At 63.6% G+C, this 20,924-nt stretch carries 20 protein-coding genes, 1 tRNA gene and 1 pseudogene; 7 read left to right on the forward strand and 15 right to left on the reverse strand.

From position 1 onward, the window contains the following. The 6 genes from E4P82_RS12565 to gmk all read right to left on the reverse strand — a co-directional run bounded on the left by E4P82_RS12565 (position 1) and on the right by gmk (position 7,619). Positions 1-1,737 (reverse strand): ExeA family protein, encoded by a 1,737-nt coding sequence (locus E4P82_RS12565; protein ID WP_169249213.1) that lies wholly within the window; start codon positions 1,735-1,737, stop codon positions 1-3. Between the two features lie 2 nt (positions 1,738-1,739). Continuing rightward, entirely contained in the window at positions 1,740-3,860 is a 2,121-nt protein-coding gene (gene recG, locus E4P82_RS12570) for an ATP-dependent DNA helicase RecG (RefSeq protein WP_246327563.1), read from the reverse strand. A gap of 71 nt (positions 3,861-3,931) precedes the next feature. Further along, complete coding sequence (locus E4P82_RS12575; RefSeq protein WP_169249214.1) at positions 3,932-4,318, reverse strand: RidA family protein; 387 nt, start codon at positions 4,316-4,318, stop codon at positions 3,932-3,934. Positions 4,319-4,422: 104 nt separating this feature from the next. Continuing rightward, complete coding sequence (spoT, locus tag E4P82_RS12580; protein WP_169249233.1) at positions 4,423-6,582, reverse strand: bifunctional GTP diphosphokinase/guanosine-3',5'-bis pyrophosphate 3'-pyrophosphohydrolase; 2,160 nt, start codon at positions 6,580-6,582, stop codon at positions 4,423-4,425. Positions 6,583-6,667: 85 nt separating this feature from the next. Then, positions 6,668-6,940: a DNA-directed RNA polymerase subunit omega gene (gene rpoZ / locus E4P82_RS12585; protein WP_169249215.1), complete on the reverse strand. Its 273-nt coding sequence runs from the start codon at positions 6,938-6,940 to the stop codon at positions 6,668-6,670. Positions 6,941-7,004: 64 nt separating this feature from the next. Continuing rightward, entirely contained in the window at positions 7,005-7,619 is a 615-nt protein-coding gene (gene gmk / locus E4P82_RS12590) for a guanylate kinase (RefSeq protein ID WP_169249216.1), read from the reverse strand. A gap of 225 nt (positions 7,620-7,844) precedes the next feature. Between gmk and E4P82_RS12595 the strand changes: the two genes are divergently transcribed. Next, positions 7,845-8,726 (forward strand): DUF2189 domain-containing protein, encoded by an 882-nt coding sequence (locus E4P82_RS12595; RefSeq protein ID WP_169249217.1) that lies wholly within the window; start codon positions 7,845-7,847, stop codon positions 8,724-8,726. A 71-nt stretch (positions 8,727-8,797) separates the two neighbouring features. Here the strand turns inward: E4P82_RS12595 and E4P82_RS12600 are convergent, their stop codons facing one another. Together E4P82_RS12600 and E4P82_RS12605 are read right to left on the reverse strand one after the other, a co-directional pair. Continuing rightward, entirely contained in the window at positions 8,798-10,234 is a 1,437-nt protein-coding gene (locus E4P82_RS12600; protein ID WP_211203139.1) for a glutamate-cysteine ligase family protein, read from the reverse strand. Between the two features lie 35 nt (positions 10,235-10,269). After that, a complete protein-coding gene (locus tag E4P82_RS12605; protein ID WP_169249219.1) occupies positions 10,270-11,463 on the reverse strand; it encodes a class I SAM-dependent methyltransferase in 1,194 nt (397 codons plus the stop codon). Between the two features lie 208 nt (positions 11,464-11,671). Between E4P82_RS12605 and E4P82_RS12610 the strand changes: the two genes are divergently transcribed. Further along, positions 11,672-12,379: a TIGR04211 family SH3 domain-containing protein gene (locus E4P82_RS12610; RefSeq protein ID WP_169249220.1), complete on the forward strand. Its 708-nt coding sequence runs from the start codon at positions 11,672-11,674 to the stop codon at positions 12,377-12,379. Positions 12,380-12,462: 83 nt separating this feature from the next. Here E4P82_RS12610 and folK read toward each other — a convergent pair whose 3' ends face one another. Together folK and folB are read right to left on the reverse strand one after the other, a co-directional pair. Then, the gene (gene folK, locus E4P82_RS12615) at positions 12,463-12,957 is read right to left on the reverse strand and encodes a 2-amino-4-hydroxy-6-hydroxymethyldihydropteridine diphosphokinase (RefSeq protein WP_169249221.1); all 495 of its coding nucleotides are present in this window, start codon (positions 12,955-12,957) and stop codon (positions 12,463-12,465) included. Positions 12,958-12,963: 6 nt separating this feature from the next. Next, positions 12,964-13,320 (reverse strand): dihydroneopterin aldolase, encoded by a 357-nt coding sequence (gene folB, locus E4P82_RS12620; RefSeq protein WP_169249222.1) that lies wholly within the window; start codon positions 13,318-13,320, stop codon positions 12,964-12,966. A gap of 167 nt (positions 13,321-13,487) precedes the next feature. Between folB and plsY the strand changes: the two genes are divergently transcribed. From plsY to thiL, 5 genes and pseudogenes are all read left to right on the forward strand, one after another. Next, positions 13,488-14,084 carry a glycerol-3-phosphate 1-O-acyltransferase PlsY gene (gene plsY / locus E4P82_RS12625; RefSeq protein ID WP_169249223.1) on the forward strand — a complete coding sequence of 199 codons (597 nt, stop codon included), beginning with the start codon at positions 13,488-13,490 and terminating at the stop codon, positions 14,082-14,084. Positions 14,085-14,241: 157 nt separating this feature from the next. Then, positions 14,242-14,745: pseudogene (gene fabA, locus E4P82_RS12630) on the forward strand (3-hydroxyacyl-[acyl-carrier-protein] dehydratase FabA); the annotation flags it as partial. An 11-nt stretch (positions 14,746-14,756) separates the two neighbouring features. Beyond that, positions 14,757-15,974: a beta-ketoacyl-ACP synthase I gene (gene fabB / locus E4P82_RS12635; RefSeq protein WP_169249225.1), complete on the forward strand. Its 1,218-nt coding sequence runs from the start codon at positions 14,757-14,759 to the stop codon at positions 15,972-15,974. Between the two features lie 68 nt (positions 15,975-16,042). After that, positions 16,043-16,432 carry a hypothetical protein gene (locus E4P82_RS12640; RefSeq protein WP_169249226.1) on the forward strand — a complete coding sequence of 130 codons (390 nt, stop codon included), beginning with the start codon at positions 16,043-16,045 and terminating at the stop codon, positions 16,430-16,432. A gap of 45 nt (positions 16,433-16,477) precedes the next feature. Further along, entirely contained in the window at positions 16,478-17,449 is a 972-nt protein-coding gene (gene thiL, locus E4P82_RS12645) for a thiamine-phosphate kinase (protein WP_169249227.1), read from the forward strand. 136 nt (positions 17,450-17,585) lie between these two features. On the opposite strand, the gene E4P82_RS12650 is transcribed toward thiL, so the two are convergent. The 5 genes from E4P82_RS12650 to tolA all read right to left on the reverse strand — a co-directional run. Then, positions 17,586-17,661, reverse strand: a tRNA-Lys gene (locus E4P82_RS12650). Between the two features lie 78 nt (positions 17,662-17,739). Continuing rightward, entirely contained in the window at positions 17,740-18,531 is a 792-nt protein-coding gene (locus E4P82_RS23990; RefSeq protein ID WP_169249228.1) for a tetratricopeptide repeat protein, read from the reverse strand. 13 nt (positions 18,532-18,544) lie between these two features. Then, positions 18,545-19,162 (reverse strand): peptidoglycan-associated lipoprotein Pal, encoded by a 618-nt coding sequence (gene pal, locus E4P82_RS12660; RefSeq protein WP_169249229.1) that lies wholly within the window; start codon positions 19,160-19,162, stop codon positions 18,545-18,547. A 40-nt stretch (positions 19,163-19,202) separates the two neighbouring features. After that, on the reverse strand, positions 19,203-20,399 hold the full coding sequence (tolB, locus tag E4P82_RS12665; protein ID WP_169249230.1) for a Tol-Pal system beta propeller repeat protein TolB: 1,197 nt from the start codon (positions 20,397-20,399) through the stop codon (positions 19,203-19,205). A gap of 53 nt (positions 20,400-20,452) precedes the next feature. Then, a partial coding sequence (gene tolA / locus E4P82_RS12670) for a cell envelope integrity protein TolA (protein ID WP_169249231.1) occupies positions 20,453-20,924 on the reverse strand: 472 nt, incomplete at its 5' end.

Consider the following 20,924-nt stretch of genomic DNA (forward strand, 5'->3'; position numbering starts at 1 on the left):
TCACCGATCCTGAGCGGGTTGATCGAGCGCGGGCGTATCGGGAGTGGGAGTCAGGTTGTTCAGCAATACCAGCGTCCGTCCACCCGCCAAGCCGTCGGGTTGCAAACCGTTATCCTGCTGAAAGACCCGCAACTGCTTGCCAAGAGCGCTATCGAAGGTTGCGGACAGCGGTTCGGGACTGGGTTGGTCCGCCGCCAGTGCCAACCGCCGGCGCAGCCAACGTACCGCCTCGCCGGTATTGCCTGGACCGATCAGGAGCAGGTCGATTTGCGGTCGCCACAACAACAGGTACTGACCAGTCCACAACGGCGCGAGTTGCGCGAGCGGCACAGTGACCGCCTGGCCGGCGATCTCCAGCGTCGCCTCATCCCCTTTCAGCGTTCGCAGCAGCGCCGCCGTCGGAATACCGCCGGGGTTGATGGTCAGCCGCAACACGGCGGGGCGGTTGAAACGACGCAACATGTCCCAGTCGTCGCGGCCAGTCAAGCAGCGTAAGTCCTGGGTTTTGACCCATTCGCAGAACGCCGCGCCGGCACCCGGCGTTTGGGTGACGCCCCAGACCGCCAGCAGTCGGTTGTTAGTATCGTCTTCCCGGAACCGGCGTAACAGACTGACCAGCGCCAGCGGGTCTGAAGCGGCTGAAGCGGCTGAAGCGGGAACCGGGCCAGCGGACGTTGTCGTGGGCGGTTGCGATGGGGCCGGATCGACGACTGGTGACGGAGTTGGGTCGACCGGCGGTGGCTTGGCGTGCGACAACCAGAACCCGAAGCCGATCATGCCCAAGCCCGCCAGTCCGGTGCCCAGCGCCAACCAGGGTCGAACCCGTTGTTTGCGGGCACCATCGGACGCGGGTTTCGGAACCGCCGGGCGGATCGGGATCATGCGCTGTAACGCCTGCCAGAAAGCCAGCATGCGTCCACCCGTGCCCTCACCGCGCAGGGCTTCCCGGGCCGCCCGACGGACCGTGCCAGCGGTCACGCGCCGCACGCCCTGACTGTAGGCACCGAGCAGGGCACGGTCGCTGATCACGTTGATCAAGCGTGGAATGCCGCCGGAGCAGCGATGCACCGCCCGCCGTGCCCCGCTTGTGAATAAATCCGCCCGCCCGCCGGCTATCCGCAAGCGATGGTCGATGTAGGCGGCGGTTTCCCGGCTATCCAGCGGCGACAAATGGTGACGGGCGGTGATGCGCTGGGCCAGTTGCCGCAAATCCGGTCGCGCCAGTAGTCGACGCAGCTCCGGTTGACCGACCAGGATGATTCGCAACAGCTTGTGCTTGGCGGTTTCCAGATTGGTCAGCAGGCGGATTTGTTCCAGCACCTCGCGGCTCAGATTCTGGGCCTCGTCGATGATCAGCACCGTGCGACGGCCGGCGGCATGGGTACGCAGCAGGTGCTCGTTGAGGGCGTCCAGCAATGGTTTGAGGGTTTGGTGTTCACGCGGGTAGGACGCGCCCAGTTCGTCGCAGACGACCGCCAGCAATTCCTCGACCGTCAGCCGGGGGTTGAGACACAGCGCAATGTCCACTCCGTCCAGTCGTTGTTCCAGCAGCGCACGGACCAGGGTGGTCTTGCCGGTGCCGACCTCACCGGTTAGTTGCACGAAACCGCCGTCCTCGTCAGTGCCATACAGCAGATGGGCCAGCGCCTCCTGATGATGGCGGCTCGGATAGACATAACTGGGATCGGGCGTGATGGCGAAAGGAGGCTCTCGTAGCCCGAAATATGCCGCATACATCCTTACACCTCGCCGTAGCGCGCGCCGGCGCCGATCCAGCGCCGGATCAACGGTTCCACCCGTTCGGGGTGATCGCGCAGCAGCCGGTCGGCGGCATAGCGGGCGGCATTCAATAGATCCTGATCACGCAACAGATCGGCCACCCGCAGGCTTTGTTCACCGGTCTGGCGGGTACCGAGCACCTCGCCGGGACCGCGCAACTCCAGATCGCGGCGGGCGATTTCGAAGCCGTCGTGGCATTCCCGCAGCACCGCCAGCCGGGCGTGCGCCGTCTGCGACAGCGGTGGCCGATACAGCAGCACGCAACTGCTGGCGGTGGCGCCGCGCCCGATCCGGCCCCGTAACTGGTGCAATTGCGCCAAACCCAGCCGCTCGGCGTTCTCGATGATCATCAGGCTGGCGTTGGGCACGTCCACGCCGACTTCGATCACCGTGGTGGCGACCAGCAGATCCAGTTCGCCAGCCTTGAACGCCGTCATCGCCGCTTCCTTGGCCGCCGCAGGCAGCCGGCCATGCGCCAAGCCGATCCGCAGTTCCGGCAACCGCTCTGCTAGGTACTCTGCGGTGACCGTCGCCGCCTGGCATTGCAGCGCTTCGGATTCCTCGATCAGCGGGCAGACCCAGTAGGCTTGCCGGCCGTCGCGGCAGGCTCGGCGAATGCGCTCGATCACCTCGTCGCGGCGGCTGTCGGGCGCGGCCACCGTGGTGACCGGCAGGCGGCCCGGCGGCAATTCGTCGATGGTCGAAGTATCGAGATCGGCGTAGGCGCTCATGGCTAAAGTACGCGGAATCGGCGTTGCGGTCATGATCAACTGGTGCGGACAGCGTCCGCCAACCCGGCCCTTCTCGCGCAAAGCCAGCCGCTGATGGACGCCGAAACGATGCTGTTCGTCCACGATCGCCAGCGCCAGTTCGGCGAAGACGACCGCCTCCTGAAACAACGCGTGGGTGCCGACCGCGACCTGCACCGCACCGCTGGCCAACCGCTCCAACGCCAACCGCCGGGCCTTGCCGGTCAGTCGCCCGGTCAGCCAGGCCACTTCGATTCCCAACGGTTCCAGCCAGGTTCGCAGGTTGCGGTCGTGCTGTTCCGCCAGCAGTTCGGTGGGAGCCATCAGCGCCGCCTGGGCACCACTTTCCACCGCCCGCAGCGCGGCGGCGGCGGCCACCACGGTCTTGCCGGAGCCGACATCGCCCTGCAACAGGCGTAGCATGGGCCGGGGCTGGGCCAGGTCGGCGGCGATTTCCGCCAGCACCCGCTGCTGAGCGGCGGTAAGCGCAAAGGGCAGCCGCTCCACGAAGCGCTGGCATAGTCCACCACCGGCCAGCGGCGGCGCGGCCTGGCGACGGGTGCTTTCGCGCAACCGGCGCAGACTGAGCTGATGGGCCAGCAGTTCCTCGAAAGCCAATCGCCGCCGGGCCGGATGGCGACCGCTCTCCAATTCCGCCACCGGCGTATCGACCGGCGGTTGGTGCAACAGCCGTACCGCCTCGGCGATGGGCGACAATTGCAGTTGGGCCAGCAGCACCGGTGGCAACCACTCCGGCAGCAGCACCGCCGAATCCAACTGCTCCAGTGCCTGTTCGGCCAAGCCGCGCAGGGTGAATTGCTGTAGGCCGGCGGTGGCGGGATAGATCGGGGTCAGCCGGTTTTCCACCGGTGGCGGGTCCGCGTCGAGCCGACGGCATTCGGGATGGATCATTTCCAACCCGCCGCCGTAGCTGGCGCGGACCTCGCCGAAACAGCGCAACCGCGTGTCCGGCTGGCCAAGCCACTGCCGCTGGGCGGGGCTGAAATGAAAAAAGCGCAGGGTCAGAATGCCCGTGCCGTCGCTCAGCCGACAGAGCAGGCAACGCCGGCCGCGCGTCGTCACCTCGCTGCTGCTGGCCACCACCGCTTCAACCTGCGCCTCCATGCCGGGCTGCAACTGGCTGATGGCGGTGAGGCGGCCACGGTCCTGATAACGCAGAGGGAGGTGGAGCAGCACATCGGCGGCGGTATGCAGGCCCAATCGCCGCAAGCGCTCGGCCAGCTTCGGCCCGACGCCCCGCAGCGCGGTGATCGGCAAGGGTTCGACAAACATCGGCCGTGCCGCGTCTCGCACGGTTGATCCTTCGATCATGGCGTCGATGGCGGCCTCTCCAGGTTCAGCGCCACCACACGATCGCGGCCCAGTGGATTCGAACTCCGCGATTAATCTTGCAGCGCCAGCACCGCATCCATCTCCACTTGCGCGCCGCGCGGCAGGGCCGCGACTCCGATCGCCGCCCGCGCTGGATAGGGCTCCTGGAAATACTCGGCCATGATCTGGTTGACCAGCGCGAAATGGCCAAGATCGGTCAGAAACACGTTGAGTTTGACCGTGTCGGCCAGACTGCCGCCAGCGGCGCGAGCCACCGCCGCCAGATTGTCGAACACTCGGTGGATCTGTGCCTCCATGCCGCCGTCGACCAGTTGCATGGTGGCGGGGTCTAGCGGAATCTGGCCGGACAGGTAAACGGTGCGGTCAACCTTGACCGCCTGGGAATAGGTGCCGATGGCGGCGGGAGCATGATCGGTCTTGATGATTTCACGAGGCATGATGGAATGTCTCTCGGTGTGTGCTTCGGCGGGTATTCTTCGGCAAAACAGCGCTCGGGTTCAAGCGCGCTCCTCTTTCCTTGGGGAGCATCGCGGCGAGACCGTCAGCCGCGCCGGGCCAGCTTCAGCGTTTCCGGCAGGGTACGCAACTGGCGCATCACCCGGGCCAGTTGCGCCCGATCACGGACATTGAGCAGCAGGTGAACGGTGGTGGTGGTGCCGTCTCGTTCCGTGGTGTTGATGGTCTCGATATTGGTGTCGGTGGCGGAAATGGCGGCGGCGATGGTGGCCAGCACCCCGCGTTTGTTAGCCACTTCGAGCCGCAGTTCGGCGCTGAAGTCGGCGCCGGATTGTTCTTCCCATTCCACCTCGATCCATTTCTCGGGATTTTTCTTGTAGCTGGCGACGTTTTTGCAATTATCCCGGTGGATGACGATGCCACGCCCGGCGTTGAGATAACCGATGATGGGATCGCCCGGCAACGGCCGACAGCACTTGCCGAAACCGACCACCGTACCCTCGGTACCCTTGATCAGCAAGGGCTGGGCATCGATGTCCTCCGGCGGACGGACTTCGTCCTCGCCATCTTCCGGCAGCAGCCGCTTGGCGATCAGCGCCGCAAATCGGTTGCCCAGGCCGATATCGGCCAGCAGACCGTTGAAATCGCTCAGGTTGAACTCTCGCAGCAGCGTTTGGACTCTTTCCGCCGGCAGTTCGCCCAACCCGCCGATGCGTCCGACCAATGCTTTTTCCAGCAACCGCTTGCCGAGCAGGACCGCTTCCTCGCGCCGCAAGTGTTTGAGGTAATGGCGAATGCTGGAGCGGGCCTTGGCGGTGACCACGAAGTTGAGCCAGGCGGGATTGGGGCGGGCGGTGGGCGTAATGATCACTTCGACGGTCTGGCCGGTGGTCAACGGGGTACGCAGCGGCACCAGTCGCCGGTCCACCTTGGCACCCACGCAGGTATTGCCGACATCGGAGTGGATGGCGTAGGCGAAGTCCACCGCGGTGGCGCCGCGCGGCAGATCGATGATCTCGCCGCGCGGGGTGAACACGTAGACCTCGTCGGGGAACAGATCCACCTTGACGCTTTCCAGGAATTCCACCGGATTGCCGGCGCGGCGCTGCATGTCCAGCAGCTTTTGCAGCCATTCGCGGGCGCGCTGCTGGGTGTGGCTACCCTGGCCGTCGCCGGATTTGTAGCGCCAGTGCGCGGCGACGCCGACCTCGGCCATGACATGCATTTCCTCGGTGCGGATCTGCACTTCGATCGGGACGCTGTTGGGGCCGAACAGCACCGTGTGCAGCGATTGATAGCCGTTGGCCTTGGGGATGGCGATGTAGTCCTTGAACCGGTTCATGTAGGGCTTGTACAGGTTATGCATCACCCCCAGCACCCGATAGCAGGTGTCCACGATATCGACCACGATCCGCACCGCATAGACGTCGTACACATCCTTGAAGGGCAGGCGCTTGTCGCGCATTTTCCTGTATATGCCCCACAGGTGCTTGCCGCGACCCATGACCCGAGCCTGAATCTTTTCCTCTTCGAGGCGGGTCTGAATGCGGCTTTCGAGCTGACCGACGATCTCGCGGCGGTTGCCGCTCAGCCTGCGCACCGCTTCCTGCAATACCCGGAAGCGCAGCGGGTGCAGGTGGCTGAAGCCGAGGTTTTCCAACTCCTGACGCAGGTGGTTCATGCCCAACCGGCCGGCGATGGGCGCGTAGATTTCCAGCGTTTCGCGAGCGATGCGGCGGCGCGACTCCGGGCGCATGGCGCCGAGAGTGCGCATGTTGTGCAGGCGGTCGGCCAGCTTGATCATGATCACCCGCAGATCCTTGGCCATGGCCAGGAACATCTTGCGGAAGTTTTCGGCCTGCGCCTCCAGTTTGGAGTTGAACTGAATCTGGGTCAGCTTGCTGACACCGTCCACCAGATCGGCGACCTCCGGTCCGAAGCGGGCGCTGAGCTGCTCCTTGCTGTAATGGGTATCTTCAATGACATCGTGCAGCAAGGCCGCCTGCAGCGTGATGTAATCGAAGCGGACGTTGGCGAGAATGCGGGCCACCGCCAACGGGTGAAAGATGTAAGGTTCGCCGCTCTTGCGGTAGATGCCGGAATGCGCCTCGGCGGCGAAGCCGCAGGCGTCGCGCAAGCGCTCGACCTGGTCCGGTTCGAGGTATCCGCCGGCGATGGCGCAGAGGTCGTCGATGCGAAGACGCAAATCGTCCAGCCATTCGTCGTCGACAGCCAGTTTTCGCAACGGCTGCTGGCTGCCGTCCCGGACTTCCCACAACGTCGCGCTCAGCAAGATCGGGTTCTCCTGATAAGGTTGGAAACCGGTACTGTCAACCCGGCTCGGGCGGAGGCTCGTTGTGGACGGCAGGCGGCGACTCGGCCTTGGGAGCGGCGTGCATCTGGCGGTATTTTTCCTGGATCAGATGATCGATCTTGCCTTCGGCCAGCTCCCGCAACGCAACGACGGTGGGTTTGTCGTTTTCCCAGGGGACCAGCGCTTCCCGCCCTAGCGCCAGATCGCGGGCGCGGCGCGCGGCGATCAGCACCAGTTCGAAGCGGTTATCCACCCGATCCAAACAGTCTTCAACGGTGATTCGAGCCATGTCAGCAATTGCTCCGGGTTCAATATCGGAAGTGGGAACCGAGTATATTAGTTAAAACAAATAATTAAGACAACAGCGACCGAAGCAGATCCCGCTGCCGCTCCAGTTGCGCCACCCGACGCTGGCGTTGGGCGATCACGATGGCGCGCAGTGCGTCCAGCGCCACCGCGAATTGATCGTTAACCACCAGATAATCGAACTCGGCGTAGTGCGACAGTTCGTCCAGCGCCGCCGCCATGCGCTGTTCGATGATCTCGGGGCCATCCTGGCCGCGCCCCGCAAGACGCTCACGCAGGGCTTTCCGGGATGGCGGCAGAATGAAAATCGTCGTGCTGTCCGGCCACAGTGCCCGCACTTGGCGAGCACCCTGCCAGTCAATTTCCAGGACCACATCCCGCCCGGCTTGCAACTGGGACATGACTGCGGCGCGACTGGTACCGTAGCGGTGGCCGAATACCTGAGCCTGTTCCAGGAACGCGTCCTCGGCGATCATCCTGGCAAAGGCGTCGGGGGACACGAAGTGGTAGTGGACGCCATCGCGCTCGCCGGGACGATGCGGTCGAGTGGTGTGGGAGACCGAGACGACGACATCCGGCGTGGTTTCCACCAGGCTTTTGACCAAGCTGGTTTTGCCCGCTCCGGAGGGGGCGGCGACGATGTACAGGGTTCCGGCGTTCATTTCAAACTCACTGACTTTGGACCGTGAAAATTGGCGCATCGTTCGGAGCCGGCTTCAGGCGCGCAAGCGGAGCGAACCGCCGCTTGCTAGTGTGTTTAGGGATGATGTCATGAATCCGGCCTGGATCAAAGCCCGCGCGCCGGAGAGTTCGAGCATCATGAATGCTGTGTGCCGTGGCCGTCCACGTTAAACTAGCCGTGCTGACTTTCCAACGGGATGGTGGACATGCGAGGTTTCGGGCCGCGGGCGCTGGCGCCGCGCGATGGTTGGGACTGGCTGACGCAGGCCTGGCGGTTGATGCGGCGGCGACCGTGGCTGTTCGTGGTCGTGGCCCTGTTCGCGCCGGCCGGCAGCGCCTTGTTGCTGGCGCTGCCGATCTGGCACTGGTGGCTACCCCCGCTGGGCGCCTGGGTCACGCTGATCGCCACCGTATTCTGTTACGGCCTGCCGTCGAGCCTGACGGTGACTCTGGCCTGCGCCCTGGCCCGCGCCGCCAACCGCAAGCAACCGCCGGCGCCTCGGCAACTGTTCAACTGGACCGCCCTCAAGGCGCTGGGTAAGACCAGCCTGTTTCTGTTCATGCTGCTGTTGCAGGGCTATCTGGTGGTCTACTGGGTACAGGATCAACTGTTGCCAGCGGACTTCGCCACCCTGGCCGACGGAGCGCCCGGAATGCCTCCAACGACCTTCGGCGTGGCCAGCACCGTGTTGGGGACGCAGCTCAGCGTGCTGGGTGGCGTCCTGCTGGTTTTGCAGGTACTGCTCACCTGGTTTGCCATCCCACTGAAATTGTTCCGCGAACTGCCGTTGTCGGCCTGCTGGCGGCATAGTGCACTGGCCATGCAGCTCAATCCGTGGCTGTTTCCGGTGCTGGGCCTAGCTGGGCTGGTGCTGGTGGTGCTGCCGTTTTTCGGTTTTTTTTCCATCCCCGCCCAAGTGCTGGCGCTGCCGCTACCGGTCTATCTGGGAGCGCTGCTATACGTGGCCTGGAACGATGTGTTTCAGGGCGGCCTCGAAAACGAGGAGATCGTCGAACTCACCGCCAACTGGCAAACCAGCGTCAGTGGCGGATCAGTGTCGCGTCGATCCCGCGCGGCGCCAGACTGAGGTCGCGGCGGCTTCCACCAACCGGACAGGAACGATGGCCCGAGTTGCGGCGCGTGCGGCAATCGCAGGGCCTAATCCGCCCACTCATGCACCGGTTTGCCGCTCCGCTGCCGCTCCAGATACGCCAAAGTCAGTTCGTTCAGGTTCGGCCCGTGGCGAGCAAGGAAACGCCGCTGCCAATCCGAGCCGGTACGGCCGCTGTCCACCCGCGCCGCGACGATACCCAGATACTCGTCCGCATCCGCCGCGTCGATCTCCAACGCCCGGAGTCCCCGCCGAGCCAGCGGCAACAACTCTTCCAGCAGCAATTGTTGCAGTGATGCGCGCCGACCGTTCAACCACACAATCTCGGCCCGCAACCCATCTTGCGCCGCCGCATAGAAATTCGCCCGGCTCATGGCGAAAGGCAACGCGACCGGTACCGACGGCGTCGCTCGTGCCAGCGCATGAACCAACCCATGGTACAGCGCCGCGTTGGCGATCAAATCGGGAATGCTGGGACCGGCTGGCATCGCCCGGTGTTCGATGCGCAGATGTGGCGTGCCATCGGCCTCGAAACCCAGCAGTGGCCGGTTCCAGCGCCAGATCGTGCCGTTGTGCAGGCGCAGATGCGGCAGTCGCTCGGCCGGTTCCGCGCTCAGGTCGACCGGCAACAGCGGCGGGTAGTGCGCCAGGTTTTCCGTGAACAATTCCAGCAGCGAAGCCTTGACATAGTCGTTGCCGAAGGTCACTCGGCGATAGGCCGGATTATTGGAACTGGCGCCACCGGGCAGATCCACACCCTGTTCGAACAGCCGGATGCGGGTTTCTTCCCAAAGCACCTTGCCGAACAGCAGCGGCGAGTTGGCGGTGGCGGCCACCAGTGGCGCCGACAGCGCCAGCGCGGCGTTGAAGAAGACGGCGGCCTGGTCGGGCGCGACTTGCAAGTGCGCCTGAAACGAAGTGGTGGCGGCTTCCAGCATCACGTCGGGATGGGAAAGGCACAGGGTTTCCGCGCCGTGGATGGCCAATTGCATCGGCTGGCCGTGCCGCCGCCGCAGGATCTGATCGTTGATGGCTCGGTAACGCTCCCGGTCCGACATGTGTTCCACGGTCAGATCGGTGTCGCGTAAAGTCGGCAGAATACCGATCAGCGCCACGGTGGCGTCCAGTTCGGCCGCGACCCGCTGGCAGCGCCGCCACAGACTTTCGAGGTTGTCGTGCATCCGTCGCAGCGCGCCGCCGCCCAGCGCCAACGGTGGGGTGTTGAGTTCGATGTTGAAGACACTCAGTTCCGGCACCACCAGCGGATCGGCCATCCGCTCCAGAAACGCCTGGTTGAGCGGCACCGGCTGGCCAGTCCGATCCACCAGCCACGCCTCGACCTCGAATCCGGCAATGCCGCTGACCGGGGTAAAACGCCGTTCTCGCAACCAGTCGCGCAGGATGGCCGTTTCCCGACGCAGCCGTTCCCCAAACCGCTCGAAATCCCGGTGGGTAAATTCGGATTGGGAGATCTCCTGACCCATGCGTGCTGCCCTCAACGTGTGCCTAGGTAAGCAAACTATAGTCGCCCGCGTTCGTCTCGCATGGTGAAACCGCGCAGCGGCAAGTCAAGATCACGCGTCAGAGCAATGGCCTGGAAGCGTTCGCCCATTTCGCCGGGTAGAGTCAACAGTTTGACCTGACGGGTCTGCTCCAGATAGCGGAGCGTGGCGGCGGGGTCCGCTTCGGCCAGCAGTTCCATGAGGCCGCAGCCGAACAGGAAGTAATTCTGAGCGGTGTAGCCGGCTACTTCCAAGCCAACGGCGAGCGCGGCATCGGCCACGGCGGTGAAGTCCACGCTGGCGGTGATGTCCTGCAAGCCCGGCAGGATCAGCGGATCGTCGTGAACGCGGTGGCGATAATGACAGAGCAAGGTGCCCGCCGCGCGCTCGGGATGATAGTAGTCCCGACGCGGATACCCGTAATCGACGAACAGCAACGCGCCCGCCGCCAACGTTCCGGCGATGGCGCGCAGCCAAGCATCCAGATGAGGAACGTATTCGGAAACGTAGCCTAACGGCAGAGGCCAGCCCAATGCCTGTTCGATACCGGCGACAGCGGCGGTGACTTCGGGATCTTCGTCGCCCTCCACCCAGTCCAGCCCCGTTTCGTTCCAGCCCACCGCCAGCCGGCGTGGCCCCGCCTCAGTGACGCGGAAGCGTTCGACCGGCAGGGCGTCCAGCACTTCGTTGCCGAGCACCACGCCGCGCAGGCCCGGATCCGGCAACGCGTCCAGCCAGACCACGCGATCGAGCAGTTCGGGCGTCCGTTCCGCCAGAGTCTGGTGTTGGCGCTGACGCAACTCGCCGCTCAGTTCCAGGATGGCGTAACGCTCCGGTAGGGCATCCAGCGCACGCAGCTCCCGCAGCAGGTCGGCGGCCATGACGCCGGTACCGGCGCCGAGTTCGAGCAGCATACCGCCCCCCAGCGCTTCCAGGATCGGCCGGCATTGACGGGCCAGACAACGCGAGAACAGCGGCGACAGTTCTGGGGCGGTGACGAAATCGCCGTCCGGGCCGAACTTGCGGGCACCGGCCCGGTAATAGCCCAGACCGGGGGCGTACAGCGCCAGATCCATGAACCGGGCAAAGGAGATGGCGCCGCCGGCCGCGGTGATTTCGGCGCGGATTTGCTCCAGCAAGCGGGCGCTGTGCGCGGCGGCGGCGGGATCTGGAGCGGGCAGGCGGTCGTGCGGACTGGAGGATAGAATCATGAGCGTTGCCGACGGAATGGATGGATGGGTTCGGAGAGCGTATCGGGATGTTTTTACCACAGGCGCTGGTTCGGGCGCAGATCCGCCGCTGGATTACTCTGGGCACCATGGTGTTTTCCTGGATACAAATCAGCGCTGCAAACAAGCTACAATTGCTCGAAAATTATGCTAGCCCTCCGACAAATTTCCCGACCCGCAACCACTCCCGATGAAAATTCCAACGATTCCGTTGCTGTTGACCGCGGTTCTGACCGTTGTTGCCGTACCGGCGCTGGCTCAGGCGCAAACGGCGGATCAGGCGCGATCCTCCGCCGCCTACATCAGCGACTTGCTGGACGTTCCGCTACGCGCGGGCGCTTCCAACCGCTACAAGATCATCGGCGCGGTGCGCAGCGGTACCGCCGTCGAAGTGCTAAGGATGGATACGGTCAAGGGCTATACCCAGATTCGCACGCCCACCGGAAGCAAGGGCTGGCTGCCTAGCGCCCAGGTCACCGACACGCCAAGCAGCCGGGAACAACTGGCCGGCGTCCGCCAGGATCTGGAGCAGTTGCGGAGTCGGCACGCGGATCTCAAGCAACATCTGGACGAGATGGTCGGCAAACCGGGAGAAGAGAACCTCAGCTATCCGCAGTTGTACGAAGAGGCGCTGCGACTGCGCCAGCAATTGGCGCAATACCGCAAGGTGTCGGCCGACACGGTGGCGATCGACGAGCGCAACAAGACGCTGCAGGAACAGGCCGTGGTGCTGGAACGGGAACTGCAACTAGTCCAGCAGGAAAATCGGGCGCTGCGCGACGACAACGACAACCTGCGGTTTTTGATGGGCGCCGTGTTGCTGGGCGCCTGCTTGTTACTGGCCGTGATGATGCCGCGCATCCGGGAGCAGCGGCGCGAACAGTGGAGCCGGTTGTGAGAAATAGGGCCAAGGAAGAACGGTGCAAGGAGCAGGACCGATCCATTCCGGGTCGAGCGGAACGCCGCATTCTGGAACAGGGTTTAGCGCTCCAGCGTCAACGTCACCGGTGTGAGCGTTTCTCGCGACTGATCATGAGCGGCCCATAGTTCGGCGAAGGTCGACCCCAACAGTGGATGGCGACGGTCGCCGGCCACCTCGGCCAACGGCCGTAGCACGAAGGCATGGCGCACGATCTCGTCGCGAGGGATGCGGGTTTCCGCCCCGCGCCACACCAGATCGCCGTAAAGCAGCAAATCCAGATCCAGCGCCCGCGGCGCGAGTTTTGGACCGCCACCGTGCTGCTGATGGGCAGCCTCGATCTCCCGCAGACCGGCAAGCACCGCCTGTACCGTCCATTCGGTTTCGAAACCCGCCACCAGATTGAGAAAATCGTCGCCGGCGAAACCGACCGCCGCGCTGGCATAGATGGTGGACAGGGTCAACGGGCCGAAGCGCCGGCGCAGTGCGGCCAGACCGGAGCGGATGTGTCGTTCCGGTTCGACGTTGCTGCCGACACCGACGTAAACCTGGACCATCGTGCCTCAGCCCCGACCGCCGCGTTCGATGACAACCCCAGCCTCGCGGGCGTCGGACGGCACGCCGGGCTTGCGTAGGGTCAACCGCAGCCAGGGCGCGGCGAATTCCCGCAGCAGCGACTCCGCAATGCGTTCGGCCAAAGTCTCCACCAACTGAAAGTCGCTGGCGGCGGCAAGCGCGGCAATCCTTTGCGCCACGGCCTGGTAATTGAGCGTATCGGCGAGCCGGTCGCTTGCCGCCGCTCGGCGGATATCGGTTCCCAGCTCCAGATCCAGCAGCAGGTCCCGGCGGGTCTGGCGTTCCCAGGGATGAACGCCGATAAGCGTTTCTATGCGCAATTCGCGGATAAAAATAATGTCCATGACGGGGCTCCCAGCGATGAATTATCTTTATAAGCCAAGGGTCGATCCGATCGGGCGGCAGTCTTCAACCCGCTCGCCTTGAGTCGGCGTCAACCGCCGCTCCGGCTCCGTCCCAGTTCCCGCTGGCTACCGTGCCGGCTTTCCGAAGTGCTTGACGACGGTATTCTATGCTCACAAACCTGTTGTTTGTCGTTCTCGGCTATCTGGCCGGTTCGATTTCCACCGCCATCCTGGTCTGTCGGGCGATGGGACTGCCGGACCCGCGCAGCGAAGGTTCGCGCAACCCCGGCGCCACCAATGTGCTGCGCTTCGGTGGCAAAAAGGCCGCCGCCATTACCCTGGCCGGAGATTTTGCCAAAGGATTGCTGCCGGTGCTGCTGGCGCGGTTGGCAGGTGTGGAGGATACCGGTTTGGCCCTGACCGCGCTGGCGGCGTTTTTGGGGCATCTATATCCGGTGTTCTTCGGCTTCGAGGGCGGCAAGGGTGTGGCGACCGCGTTCGGGGCGATACTCGGCCTCTCGTCTCTGGTGGCGCTGGCGGCATTCGCCACCTGGCTATTCATGGCCTTCGTGGTCCGCATTTCTTCGCTGTCGGCCTTGACTGCGGCGGCGTTGACCCCGTTGTTCGCCTGGGGATTCGGAGTGTCCGGTATTTCGCTCGCGGTCTTGCTGGTCATGGTGGCGCTGCTGGTCTGGCGGCACCGTTCCAACATTCGCCACCTGCTGGCCGGCACCGAGGACAAGATCGGCACCGACCGGCCGTAACCCAACCGGGCGGTGGCAACCAGTTCGTCGTCGCGCCGACAACTCATTTTTCCATCGCCGGTAAAAATCCTATAAAATTTCATGTTTCCAATTTCGCTCAATTTTCGGTTTTTCCCAGTTGCGCCACTCTGAGTACCCACGGTTGTGAACAAAAAAATCCAGCTACACTCGCGAGGAATTGCTCGCCTGCGCCCGCGGCGAACTATTCGGCCCCGGCAACGCCCAACTGCCGCTACCGAACATGCTGATGGTCGACCGCATCGTCCACATCGGCGCCGAAGGCGGTCAGTACGGCAAAGGCGAAATCGTCGCGGAATTGGATATCCACCCTGATTTATGGTTTTTCGGTTGCCATTTTATCGGCGATCCGGTGATGCCGGGTTGCCTGGGACTGGACGCCATGTGGCAACTGGTGGGATTTTTCCTGGGCTGGATGGGTGGTCAGGGGCGCGGGCGGGCGCTCGGTTGCGGTGAAGTCAAATTCACCGGCCAAGTGCGTCCCGAAGCCAGGAAATTGACGTATCACATTCACATGCGGCGGGTCATCCTGCGTAAACTGGTGATGGGCATCGCCGACGCGACCCTGGACGTCGACGGCCGGACCATTTACTTCGGTAAAGACCTGCGGGTCGGACTTTTCACCTCGACCGACGGCTTTTGAGGATGAGGACCATGAGACGAGTGGTTGTCACGGGTATCGGTATCGTGTCCAGCATCGGCAACGATCGCTGGGAAGTGCTGGAATCGTTGCGGCAGGGCCGCAGTGGTCTGGAGTACGCACCGGATTACCAGGAGATGGGCCTGCGCTCACATGTGCGCGGGCCGCTGCGAGTCGATCTGGCGGCTCAGATCGATCGCAAGGTGCTGCGGTTCATGGGCGATGCCGCCGCCTTCAATTATTTGGCTTTACGCGAGGCCATCGCCGACGCCAAATTAAGCGATGAGATGGTCTCGAACCCGCGCACCGGCCTGATCACCGGCAGCGGCGGCGGCAGCCCGCAGAACATCGTCGAAGCCGCCGATCTGCTACGCAACAAGGGCCTGAAGCGAGTCGGACCCTACATGGTGCCACGCACCATGAGCAGCACCACCACCGCCTGCCTGGCGACGCCGTTCAAGATCAAGGGCGTGAACTACAGTCTCGGTTCCGCCTGCGCCACCAGCTCGCACTGCATTGGCCACGGCGGCGAACTGATCCAGTGGGGTAAACAGGATGTGGTGTTCGCCGGTGGTGGCGAGGAACTGCACTGGAGCCTGACCCATTTGTTCGATGCCATGGGCGCGTTGTCCACCAAGTACAACGCCACGCCGCAAACCGCCTCGCGGCCCTACGACGTCAGCCGCGACGGCTTCGTGATTTCCGGCGGCGGTGGCATCGTGGTGCTGGAAGAGCTGGAGCATGCCCAGCGGCGCGGCGCGCGGATCTATGCCGAGCTGATTGGCTACGGGGCGACCTCCGACGGTCACGACATGGTGCAACCATCCGGCGAGGGCGCACTGCGCTGCATGCGGTTGGCGCTGGAAGGGGTGAACGAGCCGGTGGATTACATCAACACCCACGGCACCAGTACGCCAGCCGGCGACATCCGCGAACTGGAAGCGATCCGCGAGGCGTTCGGCGAGCGCATTCCGCCGATCAGCGCCACCAAATCGCTGACCGGTCACGCCCTGGGCGCGGCGGGCGTGCACGAAGCGATTTACTCGCTGCTGATGATGGATAATCGCTTTATCGCCGCCTCGGCCAACATCGAAACCCTCGACCCGGCGGCGGAAGGCATGCCGATCGTCCGCGAGCGGGTGGACAACGCCGATCTCAAGGTGGTGATGTCCAACAGTTTCGGCTTCGGTGGCACCAACGCCACGCTGGTATTGCGGCGGTTCGAGGCTTAAGCCGCCCGCAGATCGTCGGGAAAAAGGCCACCCGTGGGGCGGCCTTGTCGCTTTCGGGAGAAAACGTGATGGCCAGTTTTCCGTTGCTTGCGATTGTCGTGGCCGCCTACACCGCCTTGGCGCTGGTCGCGCCGGGCTGGCTGAACGGCGTGGTGTTCGTGCTGCCTTTGCTATCCGGGTCAACGCTGCCGTTTCAGGGCGGTGACCTGTTGCTGGTGATCGGCCTATTGCTGCTGTGCGTCGAGGTTTATCGCGCCACCAGCAGTTCGACCGCCGCCATTCTCAACCATGTACTATCGCTGGTGGTGTTCATCGTCGCACTGATCGATCTGCTCGTGATGCCGCGCATGGCCAACATGACCTTCTTTCTGATCGTGCTGATGACCCTGAGCGACGTGATCGCCGGCTTTACCGTGACGATCTCGACTGCCCGGCGGGATATCCAGCGTCCGTCCTGATGCCCTGTTCGACTCCGGTCGAATCCGCCGGAGTCCGTTTCCCTCATGTCCGTCTCCGAATTTTCCCTGATCGAGCGTTACTTCGCCGCGCACCGCTTCCAGCGGTCCGACGTGGCGCTGGGCATCGGCGACGACTGCGCGCTGCTGCTGCCCCCGACCGGCCAGCAGTTGGCGACCACCGTGGACACCTTGGTATCCGGGGTGCATTTCTTCGCCGACGCCGATCCGGAGGGCGTCGGCCACAAGGCGCTAGCGGTCAATCTCAGCGATCTGGCGGCGATGGGCGCGACCCCGGCTTGGGCCACGCTGGCGCTGACTCTGCCCCAGGCTAACGAGCAATGGCTCGCGGCGTTTTGCCGAGGGATGTTTGCGCTGGCCGACCGGCACGGCGTGCAACTGATCGGCGGCGATACCACCCATGGGCCGATAACGGTCATCACCCTTCAAGCGCACGGTTTCGTGCCACCGGGTTGGGCGCTGCGCCGCGACGGCGCGAAACCAGGCGATGGCCTCTATGTCACCGGCACGCCGGGTGACGCCGGCTTGGCGCTGGCGGCGGCGTTCGGCAAAGCCACCGTCGCCGCCAGTCACGAGAACTATATCCGGGCACGGCTGGAACGGCCGGAGCCGCGAATCGCCGAAGGCTTGGCGCTGCGTGGAGTCGCCAGCGCCGCCATCGATGTCTCCGACGGGCTGGCTCAGGATCTGGGCCATATCCTGGAGCGCAGCCGGGTCGGGGCGCGGCTGGAGGTGGAGCGGCTGCCGTTGTCGCCGGCGCTGGCGGCCAGCCTGGACCGGGAAGCCGCCGTCGTGACCGCCCTGACCGGTGGCGACGATTACGAACTGTGCTTCGCCGTGCCGCCGGAACGAATTTCGCAACTGGAAGGCAGCGTGGCGAAGTGGAGCTGCCGCCACACCCGCATCGGCGTCATCACGGCGAAACCAGGCTTGCAATTGGCCCGTGCCAATGGTTCCGCCTTTGACTTGGAACAGCGGGGTTATGAGCACTTTGGCTGAAGCTTCCTCCAGCGAGGCCGATACCCGTGCCAGACCGGTTTGATCATGGGATATCGCACGGTCGGCGACGAGCGGCGCGGCATGGCGGGACATAACAAAGGCTCATACGGTTCTCCGTACAAGCCTTTGTTTTTACTGGTGGGCCGTGTCCGGTTCGAACGGACGACCAACAGATTAAAAGTCTGCTGCTCTACCGACTGAGCTAACGGCCCTGAAAGGGGCTGACAATGTTACAAAATTCCACCGAATTCGCAAGTCTCGATTGCCCGATAAACCGAACCGAAATGCATTCAATGGCCAACCAAGCCCTGTGTCTGCGCATCCCACAGGCACGGGGCCGGTCGGTGTATCCAAGCCCAGTGCGCTAGCGCAAGGCTTGCAGACGTCGTTCGGCAAGATTGGCCGCCTGGGTGTTGGGATATGCCTGCACCAGCTTTTGCAGCACCTCTCGCGCTCGATCGATCTCGCCTGCCTCGCCGTAGATGTAGCCCAGCTTGAGTAGCGCATCCGGTAGCCGCGCGCTTTCCGGATAACGCACCCCCCAGGTTGATAAACGCCTCCTTGGCTGCGGCGTAATCCCGGCTGAGATAGTGCGCTTCGCCCAGCCAATACTGCGCGTCGCCCGCTTGGCTGCTATCTGGATACGCGTTCAGGAAGCGCTGCAACTCGGCGATGGCCCGCGCATGGTGTCCCTCACGCAATTCCCTCAGCGCCGTCTCGAAATCGGCTTGCGCGGTTCCCGCCGCCGAAGGCATCGTTCGAGTGACCGGTGGCGCAGTCGTGTCGGCGGGCGGAGAACCGGCGGGCGATGGCTCCGCTTGCGGCGGCGGGATCGCCGCCCCGGCCGGAGCGGTGGGCGGAGCATAAGCTCGCGCGCTTTCCTGCTGGAGTTGATCGAAGCGATGACGGTAGATCTCCAACTCCCCACGGATTTGTCGAACTTCCGCCTCCAACTGCTCGATCCGTTGCAGCAACTCCAGGGTCAGTGTGCTATCCGGCGCATTCTGGGCGTGGCCGGCACCGGGTAGCGCCAAGCCGCTCAACACCAACAACGTCAGCCACGGGAAACGGAGTCTGGGCATGAGCGTGTGCCTTTCAGTAGATGATTTCCACACGGCGATTCAAGGCATAGCTGCGCTCGTCATGTCCGGCGGCGGCCGGCCGCTCCTCGCCAAAGCTGACGACCCGGATCTGCTGAGGCGAAACCCCCATGGCGATCATGGTCTGGCGCACCGCATTGGCGCGGCGCTCGCCCAGGGCGATATTGTATTCGCGACTGCCGCGTTCGTCGGTATGCCCTTCCAACTGAGTGATCATCTGTGGGTTCTTGGCCAGGGAACGCGCGTTGTTTTCGATGATCGTCCGACTTTCCGGGACAATATTCGTGCTGTCGTAGCTGAAATAGACGATGCGATCGGCCGTGGCCATGCCACCGCTCGGGCCGGTGACCGCCTGACCGGACTGCCCGCCGGCATGGGCGGTGGCGCTACCGCCACTGGTATCGAAAGTGTCATAAGTATCGAGACTGGGCGCCTGACCATAAGGATAGCTGTAAACCTCCTGTTCCGGTTGGGCCGTAACGCCCGGTTGGGCGGTCGCATCCGGGACGCCGGTCGCCGTTTGGTCCTGACCGGTATTTTCACCCGTCGCGGCGCAACTGGCCAACAGCGCGAGCGCGGTGGCGGCAATCAACATACGAACTAAATTTTGCATCGTGGATTCCTCCCTCAACTTTGGTCAACAAACAGCAAAATTATCGGCCATAAGGCGCCCAAGCGGCATCGCGCGCGTTGCCTCGCAAGGCGATCTCCCGCGAAGCGCCACCATCCACCGAAACCGTCGCCACTCCACGACCGTTGGAGTAAATAATGGTCTTGCCGTCCGGTGCAAAGCTGGGCGACTCGTCCAAACCGCCGGAGGTCAGGACCCGGAATTGACGCGTCTGTAGATCCAGCACGGCAATGTAAAAACGACTGCCGCGCTGGTGCACCATGGCAATATAGCGGCCGTCGGGCGAAACCGTCGGCCGCGCGTTGTAATTGCCCTGAAAGGTTAGCCGCTGTGGCGAGCCACCGCCGGGACCGATCCGGTAAAGCTGTGGCGAACCACCCCGGTCCGAGGTAAAAACGATGCTGCCGTCGGGCAGCCAAACCGCCTCGGTATCGATGGAACTGCTATTGGTAAGACGGGTCGGGTACTGGCTGGCCAGGTCGAGGGCATAAATTTCCGGGTTACCGTCCTGAGACAGCGTGAATACCAGCCGTCGGCCATCCGGCGACCAGGAGGGCGCACCGTTGATGCCGGGAGCGGCGGACACCGAGCGGCGTGCTCCGGTATAGACATCCTGGACGATAATCTGCGCCCGTCGTCCTTCGAACGATACATAAGCCAGCTTGGAGCCGTCTGGCGACCAGGCCGGTGACATAATGGGCTGACTGGAACGCAGAATGACTTGCGGGTTATGCCCGTCGGCGTCGGAGACCACCAGATAATAGACCCCACGGCCAAGAGCCACATAGGCGATGCGAGTCCCGGCCAAGCCCTTTTCGTTGGTCAGTTTCTCGTAAATGAGATCGCTGATGCGGTGAGCCACCGCCCTCAATTGATTCGCCGGCACGTCGAAAGACAGATTCAACAACTGACCGCCCTGTGCGCCGGTCAGTTGAAACTGTACGATGTAACCCCGCGAACCGCCCGGCGCGGCCTGCCCGACGACGGCGTAATCGGCGCGAACCTGGGGAGGTTGTGGCGCGAACTTGCCAGTTTGTTTCAAGTCGGCGGCGACGATACCAGCGATGTTTTCAGGCGCACTACCTCCGAAAGGCGCGATGGCGATGGGAATGCCGCTGCCTTCGACCCCCTTGGTAATGTCCAGGGTTATTTGGGCGTGGGCAGCGCCAAGGCTCAGCCACCACACGGTCAACACAAGGATTTTCAAAAAGAATTTCAAGGATCAATCTCCCCTTGGAATTGGCAAACCAACAAATTTTATCGATATCGGACTCAATTGGAGTCCATGGGACTGAATTTTATCTTCAGCGATTCCCTGGCGAGGATAGACGCTTGCTCCGCCTTGCCAGGCATCGGCAACGGCGAGGCTCTACGAACCGCCGCCATCGCGGAGTTATCGAATAACGAGTCGCCACTGCTCCTGATCACCCTGACCTGGGTGACCACTCCCGAACTGGCGACGGTCACCAGCAATTCGCAACTCAAACCACTGTAACTATTCGGAGGAGGATTCCATTGTCGTTTTACATAAGGCTGGATAACCGACCTGGCAAAGTTGCCAGCGGCTTCCCTGGCCGCTAACTCCAGGGCCAGTTTGCGCGCTTCCTCCGCTTTGCGTCTGGCGTCCTCTTCCGCTTTTCTTCTCGCTTCTTCCGCCGCCGCCTTGCGCGCTTCTTCGGCCTGCCGCTTGGCTTCCGCCGCTGCTTGGCGCTTGGCCTCGGCCGCCGCTTGACGCTCGGCTTCC

It is taken from the genome of Candidatus Competibacter phosphatis (assembly GCF_012939995.1).
Lineage (GTDB): Bacteria > Pseudomonadota > Gammaproteobacteria > Competibacterales > Competibacteraceae > Competibacter > Competibacter phosphatis.

Excerpts from the sequence above, each read along its gene's own strand:
- E4P82_RS12565 (WP_169249213.1), bottom strand. The coding sequence starts at position 1,737 with ATGTATGCGGCATATTTCGGGCTACGAGAGCCTCCTTTCGCCATCACG.
- recG (WP_246327563.1), bottom strand. The coding sequence starts at position 3,860 with ATGATCGAAGGATCAACCGTGCGAGACGCGGCACGGCCGATGTTTGTC.
- E4P82_RS12575 (WP_169249214.1), bottom strand. The coding sequence starts at position 4,318 with ATGCCTCGTGAAATCATCAAGACCGATCATGCTCCCGCCGCCATCGGC.
- rpoZ (WP_169249215.1), bottom strand. The coding sequence starts at position 6,940 with ATGGCTCGAATCACCGTTGAAGACTGTTTGGATCGGGTGGATAACCGC.
- gmk (WP_169249216.1), bottom strand. The coding sequence starts at position 7,619 with ATGAACGCCGGAACCCTGTACATCGTCGCCGCCCCCTCCGGAGCGGGC.
- E4P82_RS12595 (WP_169249217.1), top strand. The coding sequence starts at position 7,845 with ATGCGAGGTTTCGGGCCGCGGGCGCTGGCGCCGCGCGATGGTTGGGAC.
- E4P82_RS12600 (WP_211203139.1), bottom strand. The coding sequence starts at position 10,234 with ATGGGTCAGGAGATCTCCCAATCCGAATTTACCCACCGGGATTTCGAG.
- E4P82_RS12605 (WP_169249219.1), bottom strand. The coding sequence starts at position 11,463 with ATGATTCTATCCTCCAGTCCGCACGACCGCCTGCCCGCTCCAGATCCC.
- E4P82_RS12610 (WP_169249220.1), top strand. The coding sequence starts at position 11,672 with ATGAAAATTCCAACGATTCCGTTGCTGTTGACCGCGGTTCTGACCGTT.
- folK (WP_169249221.1), bottom strand. The coding sequence starts at position 12,957 with ATGGTCCAGGTTTACGTCGGTGTCGGCAGCAACGTCGAACCGGAACGA.
- folB (WP_169249222.1), bottom strand. The coding sequence starts at position 13,320 with ATGGACATTATTTTTATCCGCGAATTGCGCATAGAAACGCTTATCGGC.
- plsY (WP_169249223.1), top strand. The coding sequence starts at position 13,488 with ATGCTCACAAACCTGTTGTTTGTCGTTCTCGGCTATCTGGCCGGTTCG.
- fabB (WP_169249225.1), top strand. The coding sequence starts at position 14,757 with ATGAGACGAGTGGTTGTCACGGGTATCGGTATCGTGTCCAGCATCGGC.
- E4P82_RS12640 (WP_169249226.1), top strand. The coding sequence starts at position 16,043 with ATGGCCAGTTTTCCGTTGCTTGCGATTGTCGTGGCCGCCTACACCGCC.
- thiL (WP_169249227.1), top strand. The coding sequence starts at position 16,478 with ATGTCCGTCTCCGAATTTTCCCTGATCGAGCGTTACTTCGCCGCGCAC.
- E4P82_RS23990 (WP_169249228.1), bottom strand. The coding sequence starts at position 18,531 with ATGCCCAGACTCCGTTTCCCGTGGCTGACGTTGTTGGTGTTGAGCGGC.
- pal (WP_169249229.1), bottom strand. The coding sequence starts at position 19,162 with ATGCAAAATTTAGTTCGTATGTTGATTGCCGCCACCGCGCTCGCGCTG.